The sequence below is a fragment of the Streptomyces sp. RLB3-17 genome, assembly GCF_007113425.2.
In the GTDB taxonomy this organism is placed as follows: Bacteria; Actinomycetota; Actinomycetes; order Streptomycetales; family Streptomycetaceae; genus Streptomyces; species Streptomyces mirabilis_D.
On the sequence record NZ_CP041610.2, the window covers coordinates 3617904 to 3635436 of the forward strand.

15 protein-coding genes are annotated in these 17533 nt (G+C 72.2%); 11 read left to right on the plus strand and 4 right to left on the minus strand.

Going from position 1 to position 17533, the window contains the following annotated elements:
- Positions 1 to 40: 40 nt before the first annotated feature.
- Together FNV62_RS16780 and FNV62_RS16785 are read left to right on the plus strand one after the other, a co-directional pair.
- Positions 41 to 742: a class I SAM-dependent methyltransferase gene (locus FNV62_RS16780; RefSeq protein WP_097288901.1), complete on the plus strand. Its 702-nt coding sequence runs from the start codon at positions 41 to 43 to the stop codon at positions 740 to 742.
- A gap of 99 nt (positions 743 to 841) precedes the next feature.
- A complete protein-coding gene (locus FNV62_RS16785; RefSeq protein ID WP_097284350.1) occupies positions 842 to 1936 on the plus strand; it encodes a S1C family serine protease in 1095 nt (364 codons plus the stop codon).
- An 80-nt stretch (positions 1937 to 2016) separates the two neighbouring features.
- On the opposite strand, the gene FNV62_RS16790 is transcribed toward FNV62_RS16785, so the two are convergent.
- The gene (locus FNV62_RS16790) at positions 2017 to 2229 is read right to left on the minus strand and encodes a hypothetical protein (RefSeq protein WP_054231569.1); all 213 of its coding nucleotides are present in this window, start codon (positions 2227 to 2229) and stop codon (positions 2017 to 2019) included.
- Between the two features lie 200 nt (positions 2230 to 2429).
- Between FNV62_RS16790 and FNV62_RS16795 the strand changes: the two genes are divergently transcribed.
- A complete protein-coding gene (locus FNV62_RS16795; RefSeq protein ID WP_143601411.1) occupies positions 2430 to 3629 on the plus strand; it encodes a bifunctional adenosylcobinamide kinase/adenosylcobinamide-phosphate guanylyltransferase in 1200 nt (399 codons plus the stop codon).
- A gap of 37 nt (positions 3630 to 3666) precedes the next feature.
- Here the strand turns inward: FNV62_RS16795 and FNV62_RS16800 are convergent, their stop codons facing one another.
- Positions 3667 to 4731, minus strand: coding sequence for a class I SAM-dependent methyltransferase (locus FNV62_RS16800; RefSeq protein ID WP_143601412.1), 1065 nt, complete (start codon positions 4729 to 4731; stop codon positions 3667 to 3669).
- A gap of 151 nt (positions 4732 to 4882) precedes the next feature.
- Here FNV62_RS16800 and cobT point away from each other — a divergent pair, with 151 nt between their 5' ends.
- The 3 genes from cobT to FNV62_RS16815 all read left to right on the plus strand — a co-directional run bounded on the left by cobT (position 4883) and on the right by FNV62_RS16815 (position 8826).
- On the plus strand, positions 4883 to 5980 hold the full coding sequence (gene cobT, locus FNV62_RS16805; RefSeq protein ID WP_097284353.1) for a nicotinate-nucleotide--dimethylbenzimidazole phosphoribosyltransferase: 1098 nt from the start codon (positions 4883 to 4885) through the stop codon (positions 5978 to 5980).
- Between the two features lie 247 nt (positions 5981 to 6227).
- Entirely contained in the window at positions 6228 to 8024 is a 1797-nt protein-coding gene (locus tag FNV62_RS16810; protein ID WP_097284354.1) for a phosphatidylglycerol lysyltransferase domain-containing protein, read from the plus strand.
- A gap of 70 nt (positions 8025 to 8094) precedes the next feature.
- Positions 8095 to 8826, plus strand: coding sequence for a hypothetical protein (locus FNV62_RS16815; protein WP_164331688.1), 732 nt, complete (start codon positions 8095 to 8097; stop codon positions 8824 to 8826).
- Here FNV62_RS16815 and FNV62_RS16820 read toward each other — a convergent pair.
- The gene (locus tag FNV62_RS16820) at positions 8769 to 9530 is read right to left on the minus strand and encodes a hypothetical protein (protein ID WP_054231575.1); all 762 of its coding nucleotides are present in this window, start codon (positions 9528 to 9530) and stop codon (positions 8769 to 8771) included. The two genes, FNV62_RS16815 and FNV62_RS16820, sit on opposite strands and share 58 nt — an antisense overlap.
- An 85-nt stretch (positions 9531 to 9615) precedes the next feature.
- Here FNV62_RS16820 and FNV62_RS16825 point away from each other — a divergent pair, with 85 nt between their 5' ends.
- The 4 genes from FNV62_RS16825 (at position 9616) to sucB (ending at position 15644) form a co-directional block, all read left to right on the plus strand.
- Complete coding sequence (locus FNV62_RS16825; RefSeq protein WP_143601414.1) at positions 9616 to 10398, plus strand: adenosylcobinamide-GDP ribazoletransferase; 783 nt, start codon at positions 9616 to 9618, stop codon at positions 10396 to 10398.
- A gap of 175 nt (positions 10399 to 10573) precedes the next feature.
- Positions 10574 to 12103 (plus strand): leucyl aminopeptidase, encoded by a 1530-nt coding sequence (locus FNV62_RS16830; RefSeq protein WP_060902034.1) that lies wholly within the window; start codon positions 10574 to 10576, stop codon positions 12101 to 12103.
- Positions 12104 to 12363: 260 nt separating this feature from the next.
- Positions 12364 to 13752, plus strand: a complete 1389-nt coding sequence (gene lpdA, locus FNV62_RS16835; RefSeq protein ID WP_054231578.1) for a dihydrolipoyl dehydrogenase — start codon at positions 12364 to 12366, stop codon at positions 13750 to 13752.
- 92 nt (positions 13753 to 13844) lie between these two features.
- Positions 13845 to 15644 carry a 2-oxoglutarate dehydrogenase, E2 component, dihydrolipoamide succinyltransferase gene (gene sucB, locus FNV62_RS16840; RefSeq protein ID WP_144315351.1) on the plus strand — a complete coding sequence of 600 codons (1800 nt, stop codon included), beginning with the start codon at positions 13845 to 13847 and terminating at the stop codon, positions 15642 to 15644.
- A 92-nt stretch (positions 15645 to 15736) separates the two neighbouring features.
- Here sucB and FNV62_RS16845 read toward each other — a convergent pair whose 3' ends face one another.
- Positions 15737 to 16384 carry a hypothetical protein gene (locus FNV62_RS16845; protein WP_143601415.1) on the minus strand — a complete coding sequence of 216 codons (648 nt, stop codon included), beginning with the start codon at positions 16382 to 16384 and terminating at the stop codon, positions 15737 to 15739.
- A 290-nt stretch (positions 16385 to 16674) separates the two neighbouring features.
- On the opposite strand from FNV62_RS16845, the gene FNV62_RS16850 reads away from it, so the two are divergent.
- Positions 16675 to 17298, plus strand: a complete 624-nt coding sequence (locus FNV62_RS16850; protein ID WP_054230749.1) for a GntR family transcriptional regulator — start codon at positions 16675 to 16677, stop codon at positions 17296 to 17298.
- Positions 17299 to 17533 lie beyond the last annotated feature (235 nt).

A 17533-nucleotide genomic window follows, 5' to 3' on the forward strand; every position in this document is an offset into this window, starting at 1 on the left:
CAAGCTGGGCGGGCTGCGTGATGTCGTGCGACAGGAGCTGGTGGCCCGGCAGCTCGACGAGCAGATAGCCGGCCGGTTCCCGGTCGGGCAGCGATTGCGGGTGCTCGACGTCGGAATGGGCCAGGGCACGCAGGCGCTGCGGCTGGCCAGGGCCGGCCATCAGGTGACCGGCCTCGAGCAGGACCCGAAGATGCTCACCGTGGCCCGGGAGGCGCTGGCCGCCGAGCCCGAGGGCATCCGGAGCCGGGTGCGGCTCATCGAGGGCGACGGCCGCGAGACGGGCGTGCACTTCCTGCCCGGCAGCTTCGACGTGGTGCTGTGCCACGGCGTACTCATGTACGTCGAGGAGCCGGACCCGCTCCTCGCGGGGCTGGCGCGGATGCTGGCCCCGGGCGGGCTCCTCTCGCTGCTGGTGCGCAACGCCGACGCGCTGGCCATGCGGCCGGGCCTGTCCGGCGACTGGACGGCGACCCTGGCCGCGTTCGACACGGAGGCCTACGTCAATCGGCTCGGCCTCGCCGTCCGCGCGGACCGGCTCGCCACGCTGACGTCGACGCTCGCGGGGATCGGGGCGGCGTTGCACGCCTGGTACGGCGTGCGGGTCTTCACGGACACGGCGCCCGACGGGACCCCCGTCCCCGAGGACGTGGCGACTCTCCTGGCCGCGGAGGAGCGGGCCGGGCGGACGGACCCCTATCGCCAGGTGGCGGCCCTGCTGCATCTCTGCGGCGTACGCGGCTGATCGATCCCTGCGGCGTACAGGACTGATCGCTGCCTGATCGCCCCCTGTTCGGCCCTGCATCGCGAGCCGCGACAGAGCCGCGAAAGGGACACTCTGGACATGGCTGCCACCCGTGCCCCCGTGTCGCGTCCGCTGCTCCCCATACCCGCCCTCGTCATCGCCATCCTCGCCTGCGCCGCCGCCCTGCTCTCCGGCTGTTCCGACGCCGGGTCGCCCGCCAAGAAGGACGGGACGAAGGACGGCACGACGCAGGCCGTCGTCCCGCTCGCGGCCGACGACCTGCAGAACGCGTACCTGAAGGTGATCAAGAACGTCCTGCCCTCGGTGGTGCAGATCCAGGCGAGCGACGAACTGGGCTCGGGGGTGGTGTACGACGGCCAGGGACACATCGTCACCAACGCGCACGTGGTCGGGAGCGAGAAGACGTTCAGGGTGACGACGGCCAACAGCCAGAACGTACTGACGGCCAGGCTCGTGTACACCTACCCGGCCCAGGACCTCGCCGTCATCAAGCTCGACAAGGTGCCGAGCGGGCTGAAGGCGGCCACCATCGGGAACTCGGAGAAGGTCGAGGTCGGCCAGATCGTGCTGGCGATGGGCTCGCCGCTCGGGCTGTCGTCCAGCGTGACCCAGGGCATCGTGTCGGCGACCGGGCGCACCGTCAGCGAGGACAGCACCGGCGGCGGGACGGGGGCCACCATCGCCAACATGGTGCAGACGTCGGCCGCGATCAACCCGGGCAACAGCGGCGGCGCGCTCGTCGACCTGAACGGGCAGGTCATCGGCATTCCCACGCTGGCCGCGACGGACCCGAGCCTCGGGGGCGGCACGGCGCCCGGTATCGGATTCGCGATCCCCGCCTCGATGGTGCGGACGATCGCCGACCAGATCATCAGGACCGGCAAGGTCACCGACTCGGGACGGGCCGCGCTCGGCATCACCGGCCGTACCGTGCTCGACGAGACCTACGCGCCCGCGGGTGTCGCCGTGGTCGAGGTGAAGCCCGGCGGCGCGGCCGACACCGCGGGCATCCGGCCCGGCGACATCATCACCCGGATCGGCACGAACGACATCACCACCCTCACCTCGCTCGCCGAGGCGCTCGCGGCCGACAAGCCGGGCCAGCGGACGCGGGTGACGTTCGTCCGGGGCGCGGCCGAGCGGACGGTCGGCGTACGGCTGGGTGAGCAGTAGGTACGGGGTGAAGGCGGCGGCGAGGGGTTGACGCACGGTGAACGGGGTTGCCGGGAGCGGTCCCGGCAACCCCGGCCGGCCTACTCCGGTTCGGCGTGCAGGCTCATCGGCCCGTAGATCTTCGTACTGTCCTCGAAGAGGAACACCTGGTCCGCGCCGCCCTCCAGGAGGTCCTTCCAGACCTCGCCGATCCAGGACTCCGCATCCCCCTGTGTGGTGAACTCCTCGGGCTGTACCGCGGGTTGGACCTCTGTCCCGTCGGACTTCTCGAACCGCCACGTCCATGCCGCCATGTACGCCTCCCAGGTGTGAGCACACTGCACAGCGGAAGCCGCACAAGATCCGGCTCCCGTCCGAAGCCTAGGCGCTGCGCCGGGTGCGGAACAGAAGATCGCGAGTCGCGGCACGCGTCGCGGGTCGTGAACGGCGCCGCGCGCCTACGAGCGCTGTACCCGAACGCGCGCCACCCACGGTGACACGGGAAAATCAGGGCGTGGAACTCACTCTGCTCGGCACCGGCGCCCCCGAGGGCCTGCCCCGTCCCGACTGTCCCTGTGCGGCCTGTGCCAGTGCGCTCGGCGAGGACGCGCGGGCGGCCACCGCGCTGCTCGTGGACGGCACCCTGCTGCTCGACCTCACGCCCGGCGCCGCGTTCGCCGCGGCCCGCGCCGGGCACTCGCTGGGCGGTGTACGGCAGGTGCTGCTCTCGCATCCGCACGACGGGCCCGCCGTCGAGGTGCCGGCCGGGCTCCCGCAGCCCGTACGGGTTCCCGACGGCAGCGAGCTGGCGCTGCTGACCGGACACCGGGTGCGGGCGGTGCCGATGGACTCGCCCGGCACGGGGTACGCGGTGACCGGACCGGACGGACAGCGGCTGCTGTATCTGCCGCCGGGCGCGGCGCCCGCGGGACTTGAGGAGAACGGCGACTCGTACGCCATGGTGGTCGCCGATGTGGTGGGGCGGCCGGACGCCCTGGCGAAGCTGCGCGCGGTCGGGGCCGTCGGGCCGACGACGGACGTGGTCGCGGTCCACCTCGACCACGACGTGCCGCCGGGCCCCGAACTGCGGCGGCGGCTCGCGGCGGCGGGCGCGCGGGCGGTGCCGGACGGGACGACGCTGGACGTGGGCGTCTACGAGGACGTACCCGACGTACCGCGCCGCACCCTCGTGCTCGGCGGGGCGCGCTCGGGCAAGTCGGTGGAGGCGGAACGGCGTCTGGAGTCCTTCCCCGGGGTGCAGTACGTGGCGACGGGCGGGTCCCGCAACGGGGACAACGAGTGGGCGTCGCGCGTGCACGCCCACCGTGAGCGGCGGCCCGGCTCCTGGCGGACGGTGGAGACCTGCGACCTGGTGCCGCTCCTGGAGGGCTCCGGGCCTCCCCTCCTCGTCGACTGCCTCTCCCTCTGGCTCACGGACGCGATGGACTCCGTGAACGCGTGGGACGACGCGGAGTGGGCCGGCGGCGGCGAACGCGCGCTGCGCGCCCGCGTCGAGGAACTCACCACCGCCGTCCGCAACACGCGCCGCACCCTCGTCGCCGTCTCCAACGAGGTCGGCTCCGGCATCGTCCCCGCCACCGCCTCCGGACGCCGCTACCGCGACGAACTCGGCCGCCTGAACGCGGGGTTCGCGGCGGAGTGCGAGCACGTGCTGCTGGTGGTGGCGGGGCAGGCGCTGGCCTTGCGGGGCTGACCGGAGCCGACCGAGGCCGACCAGGGCTGACCAGGGCTCAGGATTTTCTGCGGGCGATGATCCGGAAGGCGTTCGAGAAGCGGGTGCGGCGGAAGACCGGGGCCATCGCGTGGTCCAGGGCGGAGGCCGAGGCGAGCAGCGGGACGCTCGCCCGGGCCAGGACCGTGTGCAGGGCGCGCTGGAACTGGGTCGGCGGGGTGGGGCGCCAGGGAGCGTCGAGATCGGGCAGGACCCGGCCGAGGGCCAGCGCGAGGGCGCCGGCGAGGTCGTACGGGATGTGCGGTTCGCGGCGGTCCGTCGCGACGATCTCGCAGCCGAGGGACTCCAGTTCGCCCAGCAGGTTGGACAGCGGCATCAGGTGCAGATGGCGCGGCTGGCCGTACGACACCCACCACCTGCCCAGCAGCGCGCCGAACGCGCAGTCGGGGTCCGGCACTTCGACGAGGAGGTGGCCGCCCGGCCGCAGGACCGTCAGGGCGGCGCGCAGTTCCTCGCGCGGGTCGCGGGTGTGCTCCAGATGGTGGAACATGCTCACGACGTCGTAGCGGGCGCTCAGCCGCCCGATGATCCGGGGATCGGTGAGCCGGCCGCGGTGGGCCTCCTCGATGTGCCCGGCCGCCCGCGCCTTCTCGACCCGCCGGGTGGGGTCGAGGCCGTCGAAGGACGTGTACGGGTGGACCTCCCGGGCGACGGCCGGGAAGTGCCCGTGCCCGGTGCCGACGTCGAGCCAGCTCTCCGGCTCGGCGTGGCGGAGCAGCGCGCGGGCGGCGGCCCGGTGGCGCCCTCTGCTGCCGCGGGCGCCCAGGAGCCGGTCGGTGAGGCCGTCGAGGCCCTCGTGGAAGTCCCGGTGGTAGAAGGCCAGCCCCTCCGCGCTGAGCCGGGGGTTCTGGAAGGCGTGGGAGCACTCCGCGCACTCGTCGACGACGAACGTGCCGGGCTTGCGCTGCACCTGGTCCGGCGTCCGCAGCCGGGTGCGCAGCCGCTTCGAGCCGCACCAGGGACAGTCCTCCCGGCGCGGTTCGTGGAACCGGTCGGTGCCTTGGGCGAGTTCGGCCGCGTAGGCGGCGCGGCGATCGGCGCTCGGGGGTGGCGTGGGGGGCATGGACGCTCCTGGGGACGGCAGGGTGGGGGGACGGCGGGGCACGCGAACGAGCCGTACGACAATCCGACACAAACGGTACGTAGCGGATCGTGATCCGGGGTGCACCGACGTGGCGCGGACGTGTTCGATCGCTGCCGGTACTGTTCGGCGAATGAGCTCGCTTAATCTCGACGACTTCACCGATCTGATCGAGCGCCCCGACGGAGGCGTGCGCCGGGACGCCGAGGCGCGCCGGGAGCGCCAGATCGTGCCGCCCGGGGCGCTGGGCCGCCTCGACGAACTGGGTGAGTGGCTGGCGGCGGCGCAGTCCGCGGTGCCGGTGCGGCCGATCGAGCACCCGCGCGTGGTGCTGTTCGCGGGCGACCACGGGGTCGCCGGACTCGGTGTGTCGGCGCGGCCCGCGGGCACCGCCGACCAGTTGGTGCGGGCGGTCCTGGAGGGCGCGAGCCCCGCGGCGGTGCTGGCGCGCCGGCTCGGCGTGCCGGTACGGGTCGTCGACATGGCGCTGGACTGCGATCCGCAGGAGCTGCCCGCGGAGGTCGTACGGCATCGGGTGCGGCGCGGGTCGGGGCGGATCGACGTCGAGGACGCGCTGACCCCGGAGGAGGTCGAGGCCGCGTTCCGGGCGGGGGTCGCGGTCGCGGACGAGGAGGCGGACTCCGGTACGGATCTGGTGGTGCTCGGCGATGTGAGCGTCGGCGGGACCACCGCGGCGGCCGTGCTGGTCGCTGCGCTGTGCGGGACCGACGCGTCCGTGGTCACCGGGCGGGGCGGACGGCCCATCGACGACCTCGCGTGGATGCGCAAGTGCGCGGCCGTGCGGGACGCCCTGCGGCGGGCTCGGCCGGTGCTCGGGGATCAGCTGCAGCTGCTCGCGGTGGTGGGCGGCGCCGACCTCGCGGCGATGACGGGGTTCTTGTTGCAGAGCGCGGTGCGCAAGATGCCGGTGATCCTCGACGGGGTCGTCTCGGCCGCGTGTGCCCTCGTGGGGCAGCGGGTCGCCTTCCGGGCGCCGGACTGGTGGCTGGCCGGCCAGAACAGCGGCGAGCCGGCCCAGGCGAAGGCCCTGGACCGCATGGCCCTCGAACCCCTCCTCGACCACGGCGTCACGGTCGGCGAGGGCGCGGGAGCCCTCCTCGCCCTCCCCCTCGTCCAGGCCGCCGCCGCCCTCTCGGCCGAACTCCCGGAAACTCCGACCCCCGAGCCCGAGCCCGAGGCCGAGCCCGAGGTCTCCGACCAGAACGAGTGAACTTCCGCTCCCTCGAACGCCGGACGGGCTGAAGGATGCGGGCCGGGGTGGGTGGGGCAGCCTCCGGCCTCGCCCTCGAACGCCGTCCACCCCGAGGCTTTCAGGGGTGCGGGGAACTGCGCGAGCAGCCCCCACCGGCCCGCGGCCGAAGAACTGGCGAAACCCACCCCGCAACAAATCCCCGGCCCGCATCACCCGTACCGCCCCTCCCCCGCACGACGCACCCCGCCCCATATCATCGCCCTTTATGGGAGATGCCCGAATTGCCGCTGACCAGGAGCGGGTCCCGGCCCGTCAGGCTGAAGGGGACCACCTGTCCACGGGCGCGTCACGCAGAGCCGCCGCCTTCGCGGTCTGGTACCTGCGGGCCGTCGCGTTCATCAACTTCCTGAGCGCCGCGTGGGTGTCGCTCGGGCAGGACGTACGGCGCCACAACACCGAGAACCTCTTCACCCCGTACCTGCTGACGGCGGGATTCGCCTCGGGTGTGTTCACCATGTTCCTGGCCATCACGATGCGTCGCCGCAAACGGGCCGCGTGGATCCTGAACTTCGTGCTCAGCGGACTGTTCCTGATGCTGTTCGCCGTCGCGATGACGTTCCCGGAGATCCGCCAGTACGCCCAGAACTGGGTCTCCATCGCCCTGACCGCCGCCTTCGTCGTCTCGCTCGTCGCCGGCCGCCGGGAGTTCTACGCGAAGGGCGACCGGTCGAACCCCAAGCTCGCCGCGGCCGTCGCCGTCGGCGGACTGCTCGTCGCCTCCCTGCTCGCCGCGCTGCTGGTGACGGTCACCAACAGCGCGCAGGACGCCTACCGTTCGACCTTCTGGGACCGCTGGCGCTACGGCGCCCTGCGACTGGTCTCCGTCGCCGCCGACGACTCCCGCTTCCGCGGCCTGGAGATCGCCAACTGGGTCAACGTCACCATCAACGTGCTCAGCACCCTGCTGGTCCTCGCCGTGTTCTACGCCGCCTTCCGCTCCCGCCGCGCCGTCGACCCGCTCACCGAGGACGACGAGAAACGGCTGCGCACCCTGCTCGACCGGCACGGCGACCGCGACTCGCTGGGCTACTTCGCGCTGCGCCAGGAGAAGAGCGTGATCTGGTCGCCGACCGGCAAGGCCGCGGTCGCCTACCGCGTCGTCGGCGGGGTCTCGCTGGCCTCCGGCGACCCGATCGGCGACCCGGAGGCGTGGCCCGGCGCCATCGAGCCCTGGCTCGCCGAGGCCCGCGCGCACGGCTGGATCCCGGCGGTGATGGGAGCGAGCGAGGAGGCGGGGACCGTCTACTCACGGCACGGGCTCGACGCCCTCGAACTCGGTGACGAGGCGATCGTCGAGACCGCCGAGTTCACCCTCGAGGGACGCGCCATGCGCACGGTCCGCCAGGCCTACAACCGGGTCAAGCGGGCCGGGTACGAGGTGCGCATCCGGCGGCACGAGGACATCCCGGCCGACGAGATGGCGTACCTCCTGCGGCGCGCCGACGACTGGCGGGACGGGGCCACCGAGCGCGGGTTCAGCATGGCGCTCGGACGGCTCGGCGACCCGAGCGACGGGCAGTGCGTGATGCTGGAATGCACGGACGGAGAGGGGGAGTTGCGGGCGCTGCTGTCCTTCGTCCCGTGGGGGCCGCGGGGGCTCTCGCTCGATCTCATGCGGCGTGACCGGGACGCCGAGAACGGGCTGATGGAGTTCATGGTGATCGAACTCCTGCGCCGCGCCCAGGAGATCGGGATCACCCAGGTCTCGCTCAACTTCGCCATGTTCCGTTCCGTCTTCGAAAGAGGTGGACGCCTCGGTGCCGGACCGGTCCTGCGACTGTGGCGTTCCCTGCTCAGCTTCTTCTCACGCTGGTGGCAGATCGAGTCGCTGTACCGGGCCAACGCCAAGTACCGGCCGATCTGGGAACCCCGGTTCCTGCTCTTCGAGAAGAGCGCGGACCTGCTGCGCATCGGCCTCGCGGCCGCGCGCGCCGAGGGGTTTCTCGAAGCACCCGGACTGCCGAAGTGGCTGCACCGCAGGCACCTGGAGTCGCACCGATGAGGGTGGCCGGACAGACGGGAAGAGCCTGCCGGACGGGGACCTGGACAGCAGGACGGATGGGGACCGCTGCATGAACACCCTCGCCCGCCTCGCCCGCGCCGAATGGGGACTGCTGTACGTCACCGTGCGCGAGGCACTCGCCGGACAGCGATGGCGGGCGATGCCGGTGACGCTCGGGGCCGTCTGTCTGACGGCCATCCTCCAGTTCGTGCAGAACCAGCCCTGGGGCTTCCAGTTCGTGCAGGACATCGGCTCCGTGCGGGCCGAGGAGCCACTCTGGCTCGCCCTGCTGCGCACCCCGCTCTCCCTGTTCGTGCCGGCCCTCGACCTGCCGGTGTGGGGCGCGCTGCTGCAACTTCTCGTCGTGTTCGGGATCGCCGAGATCTGTCTGGGCTGGTGGCGGATGCTCGTCATCGCGTACGCCACCACGCTGGCCGGCACGCTCTACGCGCGCGTGGCGATCTCACTGAGCCCGGGCAACCCGCTGGGGCTGCCCGTGACGGACGCGCAGGTCGTGGACACCGGGCCCTCGGCGGCCGTGGTCGGCCTCGCCATCTTCGTCGCCTGGCGCTATCGCGCCTACTGGACGGGGTGGGGGGTGGTCGCGGCGATGGTGATCGAGGTGGCGTTCAAGGGGAACCTCGCGGGCAAGGAGCACATCGCCGCGCTCGCCGCGGTCTTCATGCTGTACGGGATCTCGATCCTGCGTCACCGCCACCGCCACCGCCACCGTCGCTGTCGCCTTCACCGGCGGCCGGGCAGGGGCCGGACGGGATCCGGTTTTCCGCCGATCCAGTCCTGAAGCCTGCGGCGCGGGCCGAACCAGCGGCGGTCGTGGTGGTAGGCGCGCAGCATCGACCTGGCCCGGGCGCGCGGCCTGCGACGGTAGAAGCGCTTGGCCCACGGAGAGACCGGGCGGGCCAGCCGGACGGCGCCGATGAGGGCGACGAACGGGACGATCACGCCGAAGATCGCCATGCGGGCCTTGCCCTTGCTCAGGGCGAGCAGGGCGAAGACGAAGTTCACGGCGACGCTCAGGATGACCCCGCCCCGGTCCTGGAGTTCCTCCTGGGAAATGTCGTTGACCCCGAACGGCAGGAACCCGGCGAGCACCAGGCCGACGAGGGCCGCCGTGACCAGGACGACCTCGACGCTCTTGCGGCCCTCCTCGCTCCAGTACACGTCGTCGAGGTGCAGGATCAGCGCGAACTCGTCGAGCACCAGTCCCGCGCCCATCCCGAACACCACCGCGAACAGGGCGGCGCCGAAGCCGTGCCGGGAACTGGCCACCGCGCCGAATCCGCCGATCACCGTCAGGACGACACCGGGCACGACGTGGTGGATGTGCAGACCGCCCGCCTTGACGTTGCCGAACGGACCCTTGCCCGCGCGGATGAGGCGGACGATGACACGGGTGATCACAAAGGTCAGCACGAAGGAGGCGAGTGCCAGCAGAAGCGGCAGCTTTCCCGGTTCGATGATGTTCCTCTGCAACCAATGACCCATATTGCGCACTTTATCCGCGGCTCTCACACCCGGCCGCCGCACCCGCCCCCGGTCGGCCCGCCACCTCCCCGGGTACCCTGCGCCGGTGTCCAGGACCCCTCTCCCCCACGGCCTCCGCTTCGCCTTCGGCACCCTGACCGTGCTCCCCGTCACGGTCACCCGCTGGGACCGTGAGGCGGCGCGCGGCGGAATGCTGTGCGCCCCCGTCGCCGGGCTGGTCGTCGGGGCGGGCGCGGCCCTGGTGGGCGTGACACTGCTCGCGATGGGCGCGGGCCCCCTGCTGGCCGCCGTCGCCACCGCCGCCGTCCCGGCCGCGCTCACCCGCGGTCTGCATCTCGACGGGCTCGCCGACACCGCGGACGGCCTCGGCAGCGGCAAGCCCGCCGAGGACGCGCTGCGCGTCATGAAGCAGTCCGACATCGGCCCGTTCGGCGTGATCACCCTGCTCTTCGTGCTGCTGGCGCAGGTCGCCGCGCTCTTCCAGGCCTACGAGGCCTCGTGGGCGCGGGGTGTGCTCGCGGCCGTCGTCTCGGCGACCGCGGCCCGTCTCGCCCTCACCCTGGCCGCGCGCACCGGGGTGCCCCCGGCCCGCCCCGAGGGCCTGGGTGCCGCGGTCGCGGGCACGGTGCCCGTGCGCGGCGCCCTGCTGGTGGCCCTCGCCGTCACCGTCGCCGCGGCCGGCGCCGGCGCGCTCCTCGGCACGTACGACCTCGTACGCGCCCCCCTGGCCGTCCTCGCCGCCTGCGCGAGCGCCGAACTGCTCCTGCGCCACTGCACCCGCCGCTTCGGCGGCATCACGGGCGACGTCTTCGGCGGCCTCGCCGAGACGGCGGCGACCACCGCCCTCGTGGCGCTCTCCCTCGGCTGAACTTCCAGCGAGCGTAGGAATGAGCGAAACCCGGCGGCGCGCGTAGGCTCGTCCCGAGTATGTGCCACCCAGGTAAAGACACTCCCTGAGGCCGGATCTAGGGTCATTCGTCAGGGCCCGGTCGACCCATCCCTACTCGGCCGCAGCAAAACAATGGAAGCGAGATCTCACCACAGTGACTGCTCTGACTCTCAGCACCGCCGCGGCGTCCGGCCTGCGGGCCGACGCGATCGTCGTCGGTGTCGCGAAGGGCGCCAAGGGCCCGGTCGTCGCACCGGGTGCCGAGGCCGTGGACAATGCGTACGACGGCGCACTCGCCGGGATCCTGGAGACCCTCGGCGCATCCGGCGGCGAGGGCGAGGTGACGAAGCTGCCCGCGCCGACCGGCTTCAAGGCGCCCGTCGTCGTGGCCGTCGGACTGGGAGCCGTCCCGGAGAAGGACGACACGTTCAGCGCCGAGGCGCTGCGCCGCGCGGCCGGTGCCGCGGCCCGCGCGCTCGCCGGTGCCAAGAAGGCCGTCTTCGCCCTGCCGATCACCGACGCCGCCGACGCGGGCGTCCTGGCGGAGGGCGCGGCGCTCGGCGCGTACGCCTTCGACGCCTACAAGGAGAACGGCAAGAACGGCAAGGACGCGAAGAACGGCAAGGCCCCGCTCGCCGAGGTCACCCTGCTCGGCGGCAAGCCCCGCGACGCGGCGTACAAGGCGGCCCTCGCGCGCGCCACCGCCGTGACCGAGGAGCTCAACCGCGCCCGCGACCTCGTCAACACCCCGCCGAACGACCTCTACCCCGAGGCCTTCGCCGCCGTCGCCACCGCCGCCGGCAAGGAGCACGGCATCAAGGTGCAGGTGCTGGACGAGAAGGCCCTGGCGAAGGGCGGCTACGGCGGCATCCTCGGCGTCGGCGCGGGCTCGGCCGCCGCTCCCCGCCTGGTGAAGCTGTCGTACACCTCGCCGAAGGCGACCAAGCACCTCGCGTTCGTCGGCAAGGGCATCACCTACGACTCGGGCGGCATCTCCCTCAAGCCCGCCGGGCACAACGAGACGATGAAGTGCGACATGAGCGGCGCGGCGGCGGTCTTCGCCGCCGTGGTCGCCGCGGCGCGCCTCGGCCTCGAGGTCAACGTCACCGGCTGGCTGGCGCTCGCCGAGAACATGCCCTCCGGTTCCGCCACCCGCCCCGGTGACGTGCTGCGCATGTACAGCGGCAAGACCGTCGAGGTCCTCAACACCGACGCCGAGGGCCGTCTCGTGCTCGCCGACGCGCTGTGGAAGGCGTCCGAGGAGAAGCCGGACGCGATCATCGACGTGGCGACGCTGACCGGTGCGATGGTGCTCGCGCTCGGCAACCGCACCTTCGGCGTGATGGCCAACGACGACGCGTTCCGTACGGCGGTCGTCGAGGCCGCGGAGGAGGTCGGCGAGGAGTCCTGGCCGATGCCGCTGCCGGAGCACCTGCGCAAGGGGATGGACTCGCCGACCGCCGACATCGCCAACATGGGTGAGCGGATGGGCGGCGGGCTGGTCGCCGGTCTGTTCCTGAAGGAGTTCGTGGGCGAGGGCATCACGTGGGCGCACCTGGACATCGCCGGGCCCGCGTTCAACGAGTCCGGCCCGTTCGGCTACACGCCGAAGGGTGGCACGGGGTCGGCGGTGCGGACGCTGGTGCGGCTCGCCGAGCTGACCGCCGCGGGCGATCTCGGCTAGAGGTGCTTCACGGCCGCGGGTGAAGCGCGGCCGGTCGCGCGGTACCTCCGTGCCCCCTGTCGGGGCGCGGAGGTACCCCCGTATTCGGACAGTGCGACTTCTCACACACCGGCCCGGCGTCTCGAACGCTCCGGACAAGTGCGAAGATGGGTTCTCGGCAGGACAGGGCCCCCACCACAGGGCCGAAGAAGAGCGGCCGGACACCAGCCGCCGACCGGTCACTGGAGACCGGCGTGGCGCACATGCATGGAGGACGTGACGTGGCGAACGACGCCAGCACCGTTTTCGACCTAGTGATCCTCGGCGGTGGCAGTGGCGGTTACGCCGCGGCGCTCCGCGGGGCGCAGCTGGGCCTGGACGTCGCCCTGATCGAGAAGGACAAGGTCGGAGGCACCTGCCTGCACCGGGGATGCATCCCCACCAAGGCCCTGCTGCACGCGGGCGAGATCGCCGACCAGGCCCGCGAGAGCGAGCAGTTCGGCGTCAAGGCCACCTTCGAGGGCATCGACGTCCCGGCCGTCCACAAGTACAAGGACGGGGTCATCTCGGGCCTGTACAAGGGCCTGCAGGGTCTCATCGCGTCCCGCAAGGTGACGTACATCGAGGGTGAGGGCCGACTGTCCTCCCCCACCTCGGTCGACGTGAACGGCCAGCGCATCCAGGGCCGCCACGTGCTGCTCGCGACCGGCTCCGTGCCGAAGTCGCTGCCGGGCCTGGTGATCGACGGCAACCGGATCATCTCCTCCGACCACGCGCTGGTCCTGGACCGCGTCCCGCAGTCCGCGATCGTGCTCGGCGGCGGCGTCATCGGCGTCGAGTTCGCCTCCGCGTGGAAGTCCTTCGGCACCGACGTGACGGTGATCGAGGGCCTCAAGCACCTCGTCCCGGTCGAGGACGAGAACTCCTCCAAGCTTCTTGAGCGCGCGTTCCGCAAGCGCGGCATCAAGTTCAACCTGGGCACCTTCTTCTCGAAGGCCGAGTACACCCAGGACGGTGTCAAGGTCACCCTCGCCGACGGCAAGGAGTTCGAGGCCGAGGTCCTGCTCGTCGCCGTCGGCCGCGGCCCGGTCTCGGCCGGTCTCGGCTACGAGGAGCAGGGCGTCGCGATGGACCGCGGCTATGTCCTGGTCGACGAGTACATGCGGACGAACGTCCCGACCATCTCCGCCGTCGGTGACCTGGTCCCGACGCTCCAGCTCGCGCACGTCGGCTTCGCCGAGGGCATCCTGGTGGCGGAGCGTCTGGCCGGCCTCAAGACCGTTCCGATCGACTACGACGGCGTGCCCCGGGTGACGTACTGCCACCCCGAGGTCGCCTCCGTGGGCATCACCGAGGCCAAGGCCAAGGAGATCTACGGCGCGGACAAGGTCGTCGCCCTGAAGTACAACCTCGCGGGCAACGGCAAGAGCAAGATTCTCAACACCGCGGGCGAGATCAAGCTCGTCCAGGTGAAGGACGGTGCCGTGGTCGGCGTCCACATGGTCGGCGACCGCATGGGCGAGCAGGTCGGCGAAGCCCAGTTGATCTACAACTGGGAGGCGCTGCCCGCCGAGGTCGCCCAGCTCATCCACGCCCACCCGACGCAGAACGAGGCAATGGGCGAGGCCCACCTGGCCCTCGCGGGCAAGCCGCTGCACTCGCACGACTGATCCAGTCCCCGGCTGATTTCAGTCATCGCGTCGCCCCTGGGCGCGACGACGACCACAGACTTCCGCACCATTCGTAAGGAGCAACAGAAACCATGGCGGTTTCCGTAACCCTTCCGGCGCTCGGTGAGAGCGTCACCGAGGGCACTGTCACTCGCTGGCTGAAGGCCGAGGGCGAGCGCGTCGAGGCCGACGAGCCGCTGCTCGAGGTGTCGACCGACAAGGTCGACACCGAGATCCCCTCCCCCGCCGCCGGTGTCCTCGCCTCCATCAAGGTCGCCGAGGACGAGACGGTCGAGGTCGGCGCCGAGCTGGCCGTCATCGACGACGGCACGGGCGCGCCCGCCGCCGCCCCCGCTCCGGCCGCCGAGCCCGTGGCCGCCCCGGCTCCGGCTCCGGCCGCTCCCGCCCCGGTCGCCGAGGCCCCCGCGGCCCCGGCTCCCGCCGCCGCCCCGGCCCCCGCCGCCGCTCCGGCCGGTGGCGCCTCCGGTACCGACGTCGTGCTGCCCGCGCTGGGCGAGTCGGTCACCGAGGGCACCGTCACCCGCTGGCTGAAGGAGGTCGGCGAGGAGGTCGCGGAGGACGAGCCGCTGCTCGAGGTCTCCACGGACAAGGTCGACACCGAGATCCCCGCGCCGGTCGCCGGCGTGCTGCTGGAGATCGTGGTCGGCGAGGACGAGACCGCCGAGGTCGGCGCGAAGCTCGCCGTCATCGGTGCCCCGGGCGCGGCTCCGGCCGCCGCCCCGGCTCCCGCGGCTCCGGCCCCCGCCGCTGCCGCCCCGGCTCCGGCCGCCCCCGCGGCTCCGGCGCCCGCCCCGGCCCCGGTGGCGCCAGCCGCCCCGGTCGCGCCCCCGGCTCCGGTCCAGGCCGCCGCCCCGGTCGCGCCCGCCGCGCCGGCTCCGGCCCCCGCGCCGGTTGCCGCTCCCGTCACCCCGGCTCCCGCGTCCGCCGCGCTCGCCGTTGACGACGGCGCGTACGTGACCCCGCTGGTGCGCAAGCTCGCCGCGGAGAACTACGTCGACCTGGCCTCCGTCAAGGGCACCGGCGTCGGCGGCCGTATCCGCAAGCAGGACGTCCTCGCCGCCGCCGAGGCCGCGAAGGCCGCCGCCGCTGCCCCGGCTCCGGCCGCTGCCGCCCCGGCGGCCAAGAAGGCGCCGGCCCTGGAGGTCTCCCCGCTGCGCGGTCAGACCGTCAAGATGCCCCGCATCCGCAAGGTCATCGGCGACAACATGGTGAAGGCCCTGCACGAGCAGGCCCAGCTGTCCTCGGTCGTCGAGGTCGACGTCACCCGCCTGATGCGGCTGCGCGCGCAGGCGAAGGACTCCTTCGCGGCCCGCGAGGGCGTCAAGCTCTCCCCGATGCCGTTCTTCGTGAAGGCCGCGGCCCAGGCGCTGAAGGCCCACCCGGCCGTCAACGCCCGGATCAACGCGGACGAGGGCACGATCACCTACTTCGACACCGAGAACATCGGTATCGCGGTGGACTCGGAGAAGGGCCTGATGACCCCGGTCATCAAGCACGCGGGCGACCTGAACATCGCCGGCATCGCCAAGGCCACCGCCGAACTGGCGGGCAAGGTCCGGGCGAACAAGATCACTCCGGACGAGCTGTCCGGCGGCACCTTCACCATCTCCAACACCGGCTCGCGCGGCGCGCTCTTCGACACGATCATCGTGCCGCCGAACCAGGTCGCGATCCTCGGCATCGGTGCCACGGTCAAGCGTCCGGCCGTCATCGAGACGGAGGAGGGTACGGTCATCGGCGTCCGCGACATGACCTACCTGACGCTCTCCTACGACCACCGTCTGGTGGACGGCGCCGACGCGGCCCGTTACCTGACCGCGGTCAAGGCGATCCTGGAGGCGGGCGAGTTCGAGGTCGAGCTCGGCCTGTAACCACCCCCGCACGCGCGCTGCCCCCGTCCGGAACCTTCCGGACGGGGGCTTCGCGTTTCCGCCCACAAGGGGCTTCGCGTTTCCGCCGCAGGTCACCGCGGCTTCAGCGCGCTGTCCGACCACAGCACCAGCGTCTCCACCCACAGGTTCGGGATCTCCGTCGGGTACGCGGGTGTCAGGTGCCGCGTCCGGTACGCCCTGAGGACGTCGTACGTAGCGTCCAGGCAGTCGCGCGAGCCGAGGTCCCCCGTCTCCGGGTCGACGCCGACGAGGAAGCCCCGCTTCTCGACCTTACGGATCATGGCGCGGGCGGAGTTCACGTCACTGGTCGACGAGTCGGTGCAGCGGTAGCGGCTGTACGGGTGGGTGGACTTCCCTGGAAAGTGCGCGTCACGTGACATGTCGCCGAGCATCCGCGCGTACGTGCCCTCCGCGTGCCAGGCGCCGATGTCGCCTCCGGGCGGGGTGTAGAGCGCGTTCGACGGGTTCTCCACCGCGCCGTACACCCAGCGGTCGGTGCCGGTGATCCGGAAGCCCCAGCCGACGTGCCCGAACTTCCGCGCGCCGTCCGGCTTGACGAAGACACACGCCCCGCCGGAGGCGACCGGGGTGCCGTGGGCCCGCGCCGCACTCGGCCGCACGGCCGCCCCCGTGTCCACGGGCCCGCACGCCGCCACGGCCGCGACCGCCCCGGCCGCCGCAGCCCAGCGCAACCCCCGCTTGCGTCCCCATCCGCCCATGCCGACCCCCTGGCGCTCGCGGGAGCCCCCGTGGAAACCCCCGCGCCGAAACCCCTGTGCAGACCTCCACACCGTGCGGGGCCTGCGGGTTCTCGGAGTGACACGGACGTGACGCCTCCGGACCCCACCCGGTACGGGTCTTTACAGCCGCGGCCGCTCTGACAGCGTGTAAGTCTCGTCTCACCTGCATGAAAGCGCCCCCGTACGCCTCTCTCCGACGGGGCTGCGGCCTTATTGTCTAAAGGTCAAACGCCCCTGGGGCCGGCCCGCCCCCAGCGAAGGAGCCCCTCATGACCGCGCCCGTCGTCCACTCGCTGCGCGAACAGATCCGCGAGCACATCGTGGAGGGGATCGTCAGCGGGCGCTGGAAGCCGGGCGAGCGGATCGTGGAGCGGCGGATCGCGACCGAGCTGGAGGTCAGCCAGACCCCGGTGCGGGAGGCACTGCGCGAACTGGAGTCGCTGCGGCTGATCGAGTCGGCGCCCAACAAGGGTGTGCGCGTGCGCAACCTGACGGCCGCCGACCTGGAGGAGAGCTACCCCGTACGGGCCGGTCTGGAGGCCATCGCGGCCGAGCTGGCGGCCGAGCGGCTCGCCCAGGACTGCTCGGCCCTGGAGCCGCACGTCACGGCGCTGTACGAGGCCGACCGGCTGTCGGACGGCACCGGCCAGGTCCGCCACACCGTCGCGTTCCACCGCGAACTCGTGCGCGCCGCGGGCAACTCCGTCCTCCTGCACACCTGGGAGGGCCTGGGCATCGAGGTCTTCACCGCCCTGTCCATTCGCTGGCTGGGAACCGTCCAGCAGTCGTACGCGGAGGAGCACGAGGCGCTCGTGGACGCCTTCCGGCGCCGGGATCCACTGATCGCCGACCTGGTGAAGGCGCATGTGCTGGGCTGCGCGCCGCGCCCGTGACACAGCCGAGCGCACCCACGCTCACCTGGGGAAACCCTGGGAATCCAAGGCACCCCGTGCCTGTTGTCAAGGCACCCCGTGCCGACTTTTGCGATACGAAGAGGTTTTCGCCTTCAACCCTTTGATCGATCATCGATCAGGGAGTTACAGTCAGCGCTGGGCTCCCACCAGAGCCCGCCGCCCTGTCCTGCCAAAGACATAAGGGCACCCCCGAAAACCCCTTGCCGATGAGGGA